Origin of the sequence: Niallia oryzisoli, from assembly GCF_043641075.1 — a bacterium.
Lineage (GTDB): Bacteria > Bacillota > Bacilli > Bacillales > Cytobacillaceae > Bacillus_BD > Bacillus_BD oryzisoli_A.
Map to the genome: position 1 here is coordinate 70,329 of NZ_JBHZRC010000016.1, position 12,747 is coordinate 83,075.

General features: G+C 39.0%; 14 protein-coding genes and 1 rRNA gene. 5 read left to right on the forward strand and 10 right to left on the reverse strand.

The features are described from left to right. The first annotated feature begins 41 nt into the window (after positions 1-41). On the forward strand, positions 42-251 hold the full coding sequence (locus ACHUFV_RS24810; protein WP_394238920.1) for a hypothetical protein: 210 nt from the start codon (positions 42-44) through the stop codon (positions 249-251). 192 nt (positions 252-443) lie between these two features. On the opposite strand, the gene groL is transcribed toward ACHUFV_RS24810, so the two are convergent. Beyond that, entirely contained in the window at positions 444-2,081 is a 1,638-nt protein-coding gene (gene groL, locus ACHUFV_RS24815; protein ID WP_394238922.1) for a chaperonin GroEL, read from the reverse strand. Positions 2,082-2,191: 110 nt separating this feature from the next. Further along, positions 2,192-2,476, reverse strand: a complete 285-nt coding sequence (gene groES, locus ACHUFV_RS24820; protein WP_150442263.1) for a co-chaperone GroES — start codon at positions 2,474-2,476, stop codon at positions 2,192-2,194. Between the two features lie 334 nt (positions 2,477-2,810). Between groES and ACHUFV_RS24825 the strand changes: the two genes are divergently transcribed. The 3 genes from ACHUFV_RS24825 to ACHUFV_RS24835 are packed head-to-tail and all read left to right on the forward strand — an operon-like array spanning position 2,811 to position 4,011. Beyond that, entirely contained in the window at positions 2,811-3,077 is a 267-nt protein-coding gene (locus ACHUFV_RS24825) for a hypothetical protein (protein WP_394238924.1), read from the forward strand. A 15-nt stretch (positions 3,078-3,092) separates the two neighbouring features. Beyond that, a complete protein-coding gene (locus ACHUFV_RS24830; RefSeq protein WP_394238925.1) occupies positions 3,093-3,779 on the forward strand; it encodes a CPBP family intramembrane glutamic endopeptidase in 687 nt (228 codons plus the stop codon). Positions 3,780-3,804: 25 nt separating this feature from the next. Next, on the forward strand, positions 3,805-4,011 hold the full coding sequence (locus ACHUFV_RS24835; RefSeq protein WP_394238926.1) for a YdiK family protein: 207 nt from the start codon (positions 3,805-3,807) through the stop codon (positions 4,009-4,011). Between the two features lie 25 nt (positions 4,012-4,036). Here the strand turns inward: ACHUFV_RS24835 and ACHUFV_RS24840 are convergent, their stop codons facing one another. Together ACHUFV_RS24840 and moaC are read right to left on the reverse strand one after the other, a co-directional pair. After that, positions 4,037-4,693, reverse strand: a complete 657-nt coding sequence (locus ACHUFV_RS24840; protein WP_394238928.1) for a redox-sensing transcriptional repressor Rex — start codon at positions 4,691-4,693, stop codon at positions 4,037-4,039. Positions 4,694-4,879: 186 nt separating this feature from the next. After that, positions 4,880-5,368: a cyclic pyranopterin monophosphate synthase MoaC gene (moaC, locus tag ACHUFV_RS24845; protein WP_394238930.1), complete on the reverse strand. Its 489-nt coding sequence runs from the start codon at positions 5,366-5,368 to the stop codon at positions 4,880-4,882. 195 nt (positions 5,369-5,563) lie between these two features. On the opposite strand from moaC, the gene ACHUFV_RS24850 reads away from it, so the two are divergent. Continuing rightward, positions 5,564-7,486: an ABC-F family ATP-binding cassette domain-containing protein gene (locus tag ACHUFV_RS24850; RefSeq protein ID WP_394238932.1), complete on the forward strand. Its 1,923-nt coding sequence runs from the start codon at positions 5,564-5,566 to the stop codon at positions 7,484-7,486. Positions 7,487-7,815: 329 nt separating this feature from the next. On the opposite strand, the gene tsaD is transcribed toward ACHUFV_RS24850, so the two are convergent. From tsaD to rrf, 6 genes are all read right to left on the reverse strand, one after another. Beyond that, the gene (gene tsaD, locus ACHUFV_RS24855; protein ID WP_394238934.1) at positions 7,816-8,844 is read right to left on the reverse strand and encodes a tRNA (adenosine(37)-N6)-threonylcarbamoyltransferase complex transferase subunit TsaD; all 1,029 of its coding nucleotides are present in this window, start codon (positions 8,842-8,844) and stop codon (positions 7,816-7,818) included. Beyond that, positions 8,841-9,290, reverse strand: a complete 450-nt coding sequence (rimI, locus tag ACHUFV_RS24860) for a ribosomal protein S18-alanine N-acetyltransferase (RefSeq protein WP_394238936.1) — start codon at positions 9,288-9,290, stop codon at positions 8,841-8,843. Before rimI ends, tsaD begins: the two co-directional genes overlap by 4 nt. Positions 9,291-9,319: 29 nt before the next feature. After that, positions 9,320-10,021, reverse strand: a complete 702-nt coding sequence (tsaB, locus tag ACHUFV_RS24865; protein WP_394238938.1) for a tRNA (adenosine(37)-N6)-threonylcarbamoyltransferase complex dimerization subunit type 1 TsaB — start codon at positions 10,019-10,021, stop codon at positions 9,320-9,322. Beyond that, on the reverse strand, positions 10,018-10,473 hold the full coding sequence (gene tsaE / locus ACHUFV_RS24870; RefSeq protein ID WP_394238940.1) for a tRNA (adenosine(37)-N6)-threonylcarbamoyltransferase complex ATPase subunit type 1 TsaE: 456 nt from the start codon (positions 10,471-10,473) through the stop codon (positions 10,018-10,020). The genes tsaB and tsaE overlap by 4 nt, the downstream gene beginning before the upstream one ends. Positions 10,474-10,681: 208 nt before the next feature. Further along, positions 10,682-12,463 carry a DUF4153 domain-containing protein gene (locus ACHUFV_RS24875; protein WP_394238942.1) on the reverse strand — a complete coding sequence of 594 codons (1,782 nt, stop codon included), beginning with the start codon at positions 12,461-12,463 and terminating at the stop codon, positions 10,682-10,684. Between the two features lie 194 nt (positions 12,464-12,657). Further along, positions 12,658-12,747, reverse strand: a 5S ribosomal RNA gene (rrf, locus tag ACHUFV_RS24880); the annotation flags it as partial.

Below are 12,747 nucleotides of genomic sequence, written 5' to 3' on the forward strand. Positions count from 1 at the left end.
TAGAGGGTCTTTTTATTTAAAGGTGTCAAAAGTTAAGAGCTGTGGAATGGTTTCTTGGTCAACTAACGAACGGTGCAGTTCAGTTGAATTTATATTCGTATTTTCAGCTAATTAAAGTACAATGTATAAAAAACAAAAAATACAGCCAAATTATATGGATGTTATCCATTCATGCTTGTGGAAGATTGGAGAAAGCAGAAGAGAATATTGTTTTTCTTGAAAAAGAAGAGCTTGCCAATTTTCTTAAATAAGCCCGCCAATATGGAAGAAAAGGCCTCTCAACAGTTTAGTAAACTGATGAAAGACCTTCTTTGATAAGATGTTTTTGTGGAAATATTAATTTGCAATAAATAAAAAGTATGTACTTTTTGTATGATATTACAAAAAGAAGGCTACCGAAGTAGCCTTCAACCATTGATATTTCAAGGTTTTTGAGCAGATGATTACATCATGCCGCCCATTCCACCCATGCCGCCCATGCCGCCCATGTCAGGCATACCGCCGCCGCCTTCTTCAGGCTTGTCAGCAACAACTGCTTCAGTTGTTAAGAACATTGCAGCAACAGATCCAGCATTTTGAAGTGCAGAACGAGTTACTTTAGTTGGGTCAACGATTCCAACCTCAACCATGTTTACCCATTCGCCAGTAGCAGCATTGAATCCAATACCTACTGCCTCATGTTTTAGACGCTCAACGATAACAGAACCTTCAAGTCCAGCATTGTGAGCAATTTGACGCACTGGCTCTTCAATCGCACGTAATACGATGTTAATACCAGTCGCTTCGTCACCCTCAGCTTGGATAGAAGCTACTTTATTATAGATATTTACTAATGCAGTACCACCACCAGCAACGATGCCTTCTTCAACAGCTGCGCGAGTAGAGTTTAAAGCATCTTCAATACGTAGTTTACGTTCTTTTAATTCTGTTTCAGTAGCAGCACCAACTTTGATTACCGCTACGCCGCCAGCTAACTTAGCTAGACGCTCTTGTAATTTTTCACGGTCGAAATCAGAAGTAGTTTCTTCTAATTGAGTACGGATTTGATTTACGCGGCCAGCAATTTGTGCGCTGTCTCCTGCGCCTTCTACGATTGTTGTATTTTCTTTTGTAACAACAACCTTCACAGCACGTCCTAATTGACCGATTTGTGCAGATTTAAGATCAAGTCCAAGATCTTCAGTGATTACTTGACCACCAGTTAAGATAGCAATATCTTCAAGCATCGCTTTACGACGGTCACCGAATCCAGGAGCTTTAACAGCTACTGCATTGAATGTTCCACGAAGCTTATTAAGAACGATTGTTGCAAGTGCTTCGCCTTCAACATCTTCAGCAATCAATAATAATGGCTTGCCTTGTTGTACAACCTGCTCAAGAACAGGAAGGATTTCTTGAATGCTAGTGATCTTTTTATCTGTGATTAAGATATATGGATTGTCAAGAACAGCTTCCATTTTATCAGAGTTTGTTACCATGTATGGTGAAGCATATCCACGGTCAAATTGCATACCTTCAACCACATCTAGCTCAGTTGAGAAGCCTTTAGATTCTTCAATTGTGATAACACCGTCGTTACCAACTCGTTCCATTGCTTCAGCAATTAACTTACCTACTTCTTCATCAGCAGAAGAAATCGCAGCAACCTGTGCAATAGACTCTTTTCCTTCGATTGGTTTTGAAATAGCTTTTAACTCTTCAAGAGCTGTTGCAATTGCTTTTTCCATACCTTTACGGATACCCATTGGGTTTGCACCAGCTGTAACGTTTTTAAGACCTTCACGAATCATAGCTTGAGCAAGAACTGTTGCAGTAGTTGTACCGTCCCCAGCCACATCATTTGTTTTACTAGCAACTTCAGCTACTAATTTCGCACCCATGTTTTCAAAAGCATCTTCTAATTCGATTTCTTTTGCGATAGTTACACCGTCATTTGTAATAAGTGGTGAACCAAATTTTTTCTCAAGAACCACGTTACGACCTTTTGGTCCAAGAGTTACTTTAACTGCATTTGCAAGTGCATCAACCCCGCGCAGCATGGAGCGGCGGGCTTCTTCACTGAACTTAATTTCTTTTGCCATTATGAATTACCTCCTTAATATTGTACAAACTAAAATAAAAAGTTTAAGGGGTCTGCCTATTGGCTTAAATACGCCAACAGCGCCCAAAATAATCAATTAATAGGTTATCATTATCCAATTACTGCAAGGATATCATTTTCACGAACGATTAAATATTCTGTACCGTCGTATTTCACTTCAGTACCAGCGTATTTTGAGAAGATAATGCGATCGCCAACAGATACTTCAAGAGCAACACGCTCACCATTTTCAAGAATGCGACCAGTACCTACAGCGACTACTTTACCTTCTTGTGGTTTTTCTTTTGCAGTGTCCGGTAGTACGATACCGCTTGCAGTTTTTTCCTCTGATGCAACAGGTTCAATGATAATGCGATCACCTAGTGGCTTTAACAATTGAAACAACCTCCTCAAATAATATGTAAGTTTATTTTTTATTAGCACTCATCTCTATTGAGTGCTAACACATCTATTATATTAATAAATTTGATTTCCTTTTGCAAGTCACAACATGTAAATTTTTATTAAAAAGTTTAACTGTTCGGTAAATGGCTATTCAATGTACATCCATAAAAGGCTATTGATGCTTGATAAAGTTGCATAGACTCTGCACCAGAGGCTTATTGATACAAGTAAAATTGAAATCAGACTCAACTTGGGTATTAATATGACTTTTGGATGCACTGAATAACGTACACTGAACTCATTCGTGCTCCAATAGGGGTTTTTGATGCACGTAATAACCTACTCAGACCCAATTCATACTCCAATATGGCCCATTGATGCAAGAAAAGTTGAGCGTAACCCCTACTCGTCCACCAATTGCAGCTATTGGATGCAAAAATATGTGATCAAAACATGCCTGCCGACAACTCTATTATTTATCGCCATGATCACTCAAGCTTATACCTTGTCCTACGATAGAGGGTTATCATTTGATGCTTTGAGACCATTACTGATAAAATGGGATAGATGTACATATGAGGATATCTTTTAAAGGAGAACTTACATTTTGAAAAAAGAATATTGGTTTATTTTGATTGCATACATAGCCATGCAGTTGTCTAGCCTGATTGGGGTACCGCTTCTCAACTATATTGGAGGATTGTTAGGTTACAGCTACCATGAAACAGCGGAATTATCAGTTTCCTTATGGATTGTCATAAGCTTTTCCATTACCTTCATCATTAGTCTTGTTCTATTGCGCAAGGAATGGACAAACCCCATTAACCGCGATCATGCCCTTTCACGGCGAGATTCAATCTTTTGGGCTGTTGGCGGAATTTTTCTTGCGTTTATTGCCCAGATTGCAGCAGCAAATATTGAATATTTACTTGGGATTGATATGGGCTCTGAGAACACAGAGCAAATTGTCGATCTAATTAAGACAGCTCCCATTGTCATTTTAGTCACCTCCATACTTGGACCGATTCTTGAGGAGATCGTTTTTCGTAAAATCCTTTTCGGTGCCTTGTACACTCGGATGAATTTCTTTTTGGCCGGGCTTATCAGTTCGCTTATTTTTGCCTTTGCCCATGGGGAGCCGGAGCATGTCATTTTATATTCAGCTATGGGCTTCACCTTTGCCTTTTTATATGTAAAAACAAATCGCATTCTCGTTCCGATTTTTGCTCATGTATCGATGAATACGATCGTTGTACTGATGCAGTTAAATCAGGATATCATTCAACAACTATAAGACTTAATTACTGGAGGCTTTTGCTTTGAAACAATCACCGCTTTTTTCGGGTATTATCTATATGCTTCTCGGATCTTTGTTTACCTTCTTTGCTATTCAAAATATAAATGAGGACGGCGGCTGGGGATTTTTCACCATTCTACTTATTATCCTTGCCACCTTTGACTTTGGATCAGGGATTCGAATGATTCTATTTCACTTTAAGCTGAAAAATCAGCAGACAAAAAAATGAGCCCCTTGAAGGCTCATTTTTTTATTTATTCTTCCATTTCTTCATCTACTGAATAATGCTTCAAAAAGTACACAAGAGACTGCAGCTCAACCGCCAAATCGATATGGTGCACACGAACATGCGCCGGCACAGTTAAACGTGCAGGAGTAAAGTTCAAGATTCCTCTAATATTTGCCTTCATAAGCCGGTCTGTCACAAATTGTGCAACAGGTGCAGGAATGGTAAGAATGGCAACTTCAATTCCCTGCTCCTCTATCACCTTTTCCAATTCGTCCATATGATAGACTGGCACATTTCCAATTTTCTGTTCAACCTTATCCGTCTGCACATCAAAGGCAACAGCAATTTTGGTATTATTATTTTTTAAGAAGTTATAATTTAGGAATGCAGTACCAAGATTACCGACACCGATTAAAGCAACCTTTGTCAATTCATCCTGATCTAATGTTTTTCGGAAAAAGGAGAGCAAATATTGAACATTATATCCATAGCCTTTTTTACCTAAAGCACCAAAATAAGAAAAATCTCTGCGGATTGTTGCTGAATCTACCTTCACTGCTTCACTAAGTTCTGCTGAAGATACCCTTTGCTTTCCAGACGCATGTAGATTTGTTAAAAACCGATAATATAAAGGCAATCTCTTTGCTGTAGCTTGCGGTATCTTGGTCGTTTCATTTGCCATTCGAATCCCCCTTTTCCCTTCCTTGTTCCTTTTTTATTTTTTTGCTCTGTTATACATAGTTGTTGATTTCCGTTCTGGGCACTTCGCGCACCTTAGGGCGACCGCAGGAGTCTTCGTGCCCTCCACTGCAATCAACATGTGCTTTTACATGAGGTCTGTATAATTAGCACTTACATGTAAACACTTTCATTTTTCATTCCTTTTAAAGTCCCCGTTTTTTCCGCCTGTTTTTTCTACTAGGTATGTCTGGCCTATTACCATTCCTTTATCAATCGCCTTACACATATCATAGACGGTTAAAGCACATACAGAAGCGGCGGTAAGGGCTTCCATTTCAACCCCCGTACTTCCTTTTGTTTTGACGAAGGCTTTGATATACAATTCATAATCTTCATTCTTTGCTTCCCATGAAAATGTGATATCGACACCTGTTAATGAAAGCGGGTGACACATAGGAATAATATCCCATGTCTTTTTCGCGGCCATAATCCCAGCAACCTGCGCAACCGCTAAGACATCTCCCTTTTTCATCTGGTTATTTGTTATTTTATCATAAATTTCATGATTTACAGTAATACTAGACATCGCAATTGCCGTTCGAAAAGACTCAGTCTTTTCGCTTACGTCTACCATCTTTGCTCTGCCTTGTTCATTAAAATGAGTAAACTTTGGCATAAAAAACCCCTCTTTATATAATGATACACTATTTAATAGGTATTTGTCTTCAGTTTGTAATCTCCTTCACAAATAGTGTTTCCTATTTTAATAAAATTTACAACATCAAGAGATTGTGTCTATGAAAGCTCACTTCCCTATGTATTGCTGTCCAAACCTTTATCGGTTAATCTAGTAGTATAGAGGTGAACAAACATGATTCTATTACAAATCAACCAATTATGTAAATACTATGGTGCAGACATCATTTTGTCAAATATAAAATTAGAAGTTCAAAAACAAGATCGCATTGCTTTAGTAGGAAGAAATGGGGCTGGAAAATCCACCTTGTTAAAAATTATCGCAGGACACTTATCCTATGATTCAGGAAATATTATTAAACCGAAGGAAGTCAAGATTGGTTACTTAGCTCAGGATACAGGTTTAGAGTCCAATTTGTCTATTTGGGAAGAAATGCTTTCCGTTTTTGCCGAACTGAGACAACAGGAACAAAAGCTGCGCAGCTTAGAAACTAAAATGTCCGATCCTGCTATTCTCCAAAACGAGTCTGACTATGAAAAGGTGTTAAAGGAATATGATATCCTGCAGGTCGAGTTCAAGGAAAAAGGCGGTTATCAATTTGAAGCAGATATCCGTTCTGTTCTACATGGGCTAAATTTTCAATCCTTTGATTACGATACAAAAATCTCGTCTTTAAGCGGTGGACAAAAAACAAGACTGGCACTTGGTAAGCTGCTCTTATCAAAGCCTGATATCTTAATCCTTGATGAACCGACAAACCACCTTGATATTGAGACACTATCCTGGCTTGAACAATATCTGCAGGGATATGAAGGCGCCATTCTCATTGTATCCCATGACCGGTATTTTCTAGATAAGGTTGTTAATCAAGTCTATGAAATTTCAAGACAGCAAATAACCAAATATATAGGAAATTATAGTTCATATTTAGATAAGAAAGCCGAAAATTATGAACGGGAAATGAAGCTATTTGAAAAACAGCAGGATGAGGTCAGTAAGCTGCAGGATTTCATTCAAAGAAATCTTGCACGTGCGTCTACGACGAAAAGAGCACAGAGCCGCCGTAAGCAGCTGGAAAGAATGGAATTGATGGACCGTCCATTAGGAAATGAAAAATCAGCTTCATTCTCTTTTGACATTGAAAAGCAATCAGGAAATGAAGTATTATATGTTGACTCGTTAGCAATCGGTTACGACGATGATGCCGTCTCGCAAAACATAAATTTAAGAATGACCAGAGGAGAGAGCATCGCCCTTGTCGGACCGAATGGAATCGGGAAATCAGCTTTGTTAAAAACCATCATGAAAAAGCTATCTCCATTGAAAGGTGATTTCCGATACGGTACGAATGTGACCATAGGCTACTATGATCAGCAGCAAGCCGAGCTATCATCAAATAAAAAGGTTCTTAATGAGCTGTGGGATGAGTATCCATTAAAAAGTGAAAAGGAAATAAGAACGGTTCTCGGCAACTTTTTATTCTCCGGGGATGATGTGCTAAAAATTGTTTCCACTTTAAGCGGCGGTGAAAAGGCCCGTTTAGCACTTGCTAAGCTGATGATGCAAAAAGCAAACCTATTAATATTAGATGAGCCAACAAACCATCTTGATTTAGATAGTAAAGAAATTCTTGAAAATGCCTTGGTGGAATATCCGGGAACAATACTTTTTGTATCCCATGACCGATACTTTATTAATCGTATTGCCTCTAAAGTTGTTGAACTCAGCAAGGAAGGCTCAAGCGAGTACTTAGGCGATTATGATTATTATGTTGAAAAGAAACTGGAGCAGCAGGAATTAAAAGAGCTGGATGAACAAAAAAAGGAAGCAGGACAGCCGGCTAAGCAGGAAAAAACGAGTTATCAACAGGACAAAGAGGCAAAAAAACTTGAAAGACAACGGCTTCGAAGAATTGAAGAAATTGAAGGAACTATAGAAGAACTCGAACAAAAAATTGAAACGAATGAGCAGCTTCTCTGCGACCCGGAAGTTTTCCAGGACCATGAAAGGTCACTTCAGATTCATGAGGAAGTGGAAAAGTTAAAGCAAGAGGTTGAACAGCTAATGGATGAGTGGACCCTGTTAGCGGATGAATAGAAAAAAATAGGATATCCACAAAAAAGTGTATATCCTGTTCATAACCCAATTATACAAAAACGAAGCATAAATTGTTATGCTTCGTTTTTCCACACTTTTAACCACAGCCAAATACCCTTTATTTCAGCTTTCCACATAGTTTTCCACATTATCCACAATTATGCCCTTAAATTATCCACATTATGCACAGTATCCACAGACTTATCCACATTTTTAGAAATTTTCAGTTTTTATTTTTGGATTTTATCAACATTGTTACTATTTTTTCTGTGTTATCAACAACATTTGACCTTATCAACAAAAAAAGACTCCTGATAAATCAGAGAGTCTTATTCATGGTTGTGGATAGTTATATCTAGACCTGGATTGGCATTCAAGGCTAACCCAGCACGCTGGCCTTTTTCAAACATAACGGTTCCTGCAGCGGCAATCATAGCCGCATTATCTGTGCATAACTGTAACGGAGGAATCACCAGCTCGACGTCCTCTAATTCACTAAAGGCATCTGTTAATTCTGCCCGTAAGCCCTTATTAGCTGCTACCCCGCCGGCAAGCAGCACTTGATTTACACCATATTCCTTTGCAGCGCGAACAGCCTTTGTCACTAATACATCGATGACACTTGCCTGAAAGCTTGCCGCAAGGTCCTCTGGTTTAATCGTTTCCCCACGCTGTTCAGCATTGTGGACAGTGTTAATAACTGCCGATTTCAAGCCGCTGAAACTAAAATCATAGGAACCCTCTTCAAGCCATGCTCTCGGTAAATCAATCACAGCTTCTCCTTCATGTGCCAAACGATCGATTTGCGGACCACCCGGATATGGCAAATGTAGTGTCCTTGCTACTTTATCATAGGCCTCTCCTGCAGCATCATCCCTTGTCTCACCAATCACTTCAAAATGTCCGTGCTCCTTCATATAGACCAGCTCTGTATGTCCGCCAGAAACCACTAAGGATAGTAACGGAAATTTCAGCTCCGAAACCAAGCGGTTTGCATAGATATGACCAGCAATATGGTGTACCGAAACAAGCGGAATTCCATGTGCAAAGGCAACGGCCTTTGCTGCATTTACACCAATTAGTAAAGCTCCCACCAGCCCAGGTCCTTCTGTCACCGCAATGGCATCGATTTCCTCATATGACACATCCGCCTCTTTTAATGCCTCTTCAAGCACAATCGTGATTTGCTCGACATGGTGTCGGGATGCAATTTCCGGAACAACGCCGCCAAAACGTTTATGGCTGTCAATTTGCGAAGCCACGATATTCGATACAATTTCCCTGCCATTTTTTACAATAGAAACCGCCGTTTCATCACAGCTTGTTTCTATCCCCATTACCAATAGATCCTTTTTCATAAATTCACCCACATTACTAACGCATCCTCTTGATTATCTGTATAATAATTCTTTCGAATGGCTCCCCCTTGAAAACCAAATTTCCGGTAGAGAGATTGAGCAACTGTATTGGTTACTCTTACTTCAAGCGTCATTGTCAGTGCTCCGCATTCCTTTGCTGTGTCTATCATTTTCCTCATTAAAGCTTCCCCTAGCCTCATACCTCTATATTCAGGAAGAATCGCAATATTCGTCACATGTGCTTCATCTACTACAATCCACACACCGCAATAACCAACAATTTTATTATCCACCTCAATAACAAGATAAACAGCAAATTGATTTTGGGTAAGCTCATTGTAAAAAGCCTCCCTGCTCCAAGGAACCGTAAACGATTGATGCTCAATCTCCATGATCTGATCAATATCTTCAATGTTCATCATCCGAAAAGAATAAGTACTTTCCATTTTGCCAACTTCCTATCTCTTATCTAACTCTATTTCATTTCCTTTTGCGTTTCTAACCATTTGGCCTCTGCTTCTGCTAATCGAATATAATTGGGTACAAAGGAATGAATGTCCTCTCCTGGTTTATCATATCCTAATAACGCCAGCTCGGACGGGCGGGGATTATGCTCGGTCAATTCAGCAAAAATTGCACTTTCACCAAGCGTTTGTTCAAGAACCTCACGATGCAGCTTGACGTCCGAACCAATAAACAATACCTTCCCACCATACTGCTTTAATTCGCCAGCCCAATCCTTCGATAAAATCAATTGATCCTTCACAAGGGATTCCAGCCTTCCGTGTTGATACTGATAAAGGCCTGTATAGATCTGACCCCTTCTCGCATCAAATAAAGGGGAGATACAGCCATTAAAATAACGTCCTGCTCCTGCAGCCAATACTTCAAGACTAGATACCCCCACCAATGGAATGGAAAGTGCCCACGCCAGCGTTTTAGCGATTGTCACCCCGATACGGACTCCAGTATAGGAGCCGGGCCCCTTTGCCACGACAATCTTATCTAAATCAGCAGGCTTCATTTCGCAATCAAATAATAGCTTTTCAATTGCAGGCATAACCCGAACCGAATGATTTTTCTTCATGTTGGTGATATACTCACCAATCACGCCTTCTCCATTCATTATAGCAATGCCTAATGCATAATTTGATGTATCTATTGCTAATACGTTCATGAAAAAATCTCCTTACATAATTGCTCATATCGCTCACCGGCCGGTTTAAACACCAATTTTCGGGTATCATTGCCCTGGTGATAAATATAAATATTCAACCTGTCAGGTGGCAGCTGTTCTTCTATCAAATGAGCCCATTCAACCACAGTTACTCCGTTCCCATTGAAATACTCATCAAATCCGAGATCCTCATATGAATCCTCCAAACGGTATACATCCATATGATACAGGGGCATGGTCCCATGATATTCTTTTATTATGGTAAAGGTCGGGCTGTTTACATTTCTTTGAATCCCTAACCCCACAGCCAATCCTTTTGTAAAAGCAGTCTTCCCTGCCCCTAAGTCGCCCTCAAGCGTTATTACATCCCCAGGCTGTAAAAAAGTAGCAAGGCGTTGGGAAAAACTCTGTGTATCCTCTAATTTAGTTGAAGTCATTTCATATTCAGTCATATATGATCACCTTACTGTTTGCGGCAACAATCAATTACAATATGTTCAACCTGCAAACGTCCCATTTATTCCTATTATCCCTTTATCAGTTTACATGATTTTACCCTTCAGAGCAAAAGCATGTATGTATATTCATGATTAACAAAAGCAAAGAAAAACAAACGAGGCACTGCTCGTTTGTTCAAGTGAGACTTATCGATCGTCCCTGCTATTTAATCTTAACAAAGGTAAAGAGTACTGCAGAGTTATAGTTTTCATTGTCTTTTTGAATATCTATTTGCTGAATGACAAACGTTACTTTAGCCTTGTCATTTTCCCTTGTGATCGTTGCTTCCTCAGGAGTTAATGTATATTTACTTGAATTATACTCATAATACTTTTCAAATATTTCCTTCGCTTCAATGGTTAGTAATTCTTCATTACTTTCACCCGTTAGAATAAGATCCACTTCACTATTTTTCTCTTTTGCTAAAAGCGAGTAGTTTTCTCCCTCTTTGATAAATTCACCAATCTTTTCATTGTCTTCGTTAGACATATTCAGAACGAAATAAATAAAAGTATCATAATCGGAAATATCAACAGGACTTTGTTCCTTTAGAGAAAGGGAAAGATATTGATCCTTGAAATCTCCCTTTTCATAGTATTCATAGAAGCCAAATGTTGAATAAAAATCATCATAATCATAATCTCTAGGCAGCCAATCAATATCCTTCTGATAGTTCATCATTACAAGGTAATTCATCGACTTAGTAATAACCTCTTTATCCTGATCAGAGATTGATGAATTTGGCTTCACCTCATTGTTTTCTAACATATTGTTCTTCAATAGTACCTCTTCTAATAGACTCACCTGACTGCTGCGGCTGATTGCAAAGGCATCCACTGGAGGTACAATTGATATAGCAGCAAATATAATTAATATCGGCGCTATCATTCCATTTTTACGTACTGGCATAAAACTAAGCAAAATACCTGCCGTTGCCGCAAAGATACCAAACAATATCACATAATAGCGAGTATGCATGATTCCTGTATCCGATACGCTTATAATCGAAGCAGCAATTTGGAATAGCACGATTGGAACCAGCACTTTCGGAAAAATCCTTCTAAACCATACAGTAAACTTATTCTCAATTTCACTGACTAATATATAAACAATGATAACGGCAGTAGCGTATGATACAAGCATTGGCTCTAAAAGATTATCTGTCCAAAACTCGCCGGTCATATTTCTTAAGATGTAAGTAAGCAGAATAACCGTAAACACGGCAATGAGTGGAATAAAAATATAGGATAAGAGAACCTCTAAAAACTTTGGACAATGCGCTGCCTTGTGGATGGTTTTCTCCTGATCCACCCTATTCTCCTCGGTGTTTGCAGCTCCTGGATACACAGGAATCAGCGATAGAAAAAACATGGGTGCAAAAAGGATAAAGACAATATTTGCTGAATGAGAATATACCTTATAGTCTAGCTGAAAAATCAGCTGATCAATGGCAGTTATAATTATTGAAATTCCAGCAAATAAAATTCCAGAGAAGAACAAAGAATGAAAAAATGATTTAAATGTAATCATAAAGCTTTTGTTAAAGCTCGTGCGGCTTTTTATGACAGGTACCCAAATAAATGCAATAAGAAGAGCAAACAGCGCAACCGAAGTTCTGATGCTGATTTCCATGCTTAATTGCGGAGCTGGCCTGATAATTAAGTAATATCCGGCGGTTAAAACAAAAGCTACACTCATTAAAAGGAGGCGGCTCGATTGTTTGGAAAAAAATCGTTCATAGGCTGTCTGAAAAACAGCACTACTAAATGCCCCCACAACGAATGTTAACAGAAGCTTTGAATAATCTTTTTCGGAACTGATATCGATTGCATTTACAATGCCTGCTAACAAAAGAAATATGGTCGTCAACGGATAACGGGCAATAGCATCGGCCAAACCTCTGAACCTGTTTAAAAGCCTATTAATCGGTTTCACTGCTGTCATTCCCTTCTATTGAATAGTTGAATCCATTTCTCTTGAGATATGGTAGAACATTACCATCTATGTAAAGTATATCATTGTTACGATGTTTATAGATGTACTGGGACAATGGAATTCGAAATTTATTATATATTATTTATAGATTCTTTTAAAAAGTCTATACAACAAAAAAAGAGTACCCTATTGGATACTCTCTCGCTTGTCGACGTTCTACTCTCACAGGGGTAAGACCCCAACTACCATCGGCGCTGAGAAGCTTAACTTCCGTGTTCGGGATGGGAACGGGT

What these genes read in the sequence shown, in the direction of transcription:
- tsaE (WP_394238940.1), bottom strand. Translation starts at nt 10,473, where the DNA reads ATGACTGAATATGAAATGACTTCAACTAAATTAGAGGATACACAGAGT.
- tsaD (WP_394238934.1), bottom strand. Translation starts at nt 8,844, where the DNA reads ATGAAAAAGGATCTATTGGTAATGGGGATAGAAACAAGCTGTGATGAA.
- tsaB (WP_394238938.1), bottom strand. Translation starts at nt 10,021, where the DNA reads ATGAACGTATTAGCAATAGATACATCAAATTATGCATTAGGCATTGCT.
- ACHUFV_RS24875 (WP_394238942.1), bottom strand. Translation starts at nt 12,463, where the DNA reads ATGACAGCAGTGAAACCGATTAATAGGCTTTTAAACAGGTTCAGAGGT.
- ACHUFV_RS24850 (WP_394238932.1), top strand. Translation starts at nt 5,564, where the DNA reads ATGATTCTATTACAAATCAACCAATTATGTAAATACTATGGTGCAGAC.
- groL (WP_394238922.1), bottom strand. Translation starts at nt 2,081, where the DNA reads ATGGCAAAAGAAATTAAGTTCAGTGAAGAAGCCCGCCGCTCCATGCTG.
- rimI (WP_394238936.1), bottom strand. Translation starts at nt 9,290, where the DNA reads ATGGAAAGTACTTATTCTTTTCGGATGATGAACATTGAAGATATTGAT.
- moaC (WP_394238930.1), bottom strand. Translation starts at nt 5,368, where the DNA reads ATGCCAAAGTTTACTCATTTTAATGAACAAGGCAGAGCAAAGATGGTA.
- ACHUFV_RS24825 (WP_394238924.1), top strand. Translation starts at nt 2,811, where the DNA reads ATGCACGTAATAACCTACTCAGACCCAATTCATACTCCAATATGGCCC.
- ACHUFV_RS24840 (WP_394238928.1), bottom strand. Translation starts at nt 4,693, where the DNA reads ATGGCAAATGAAACGACCAAGATACCGCAAGCTACAGCAAAGAGATTG.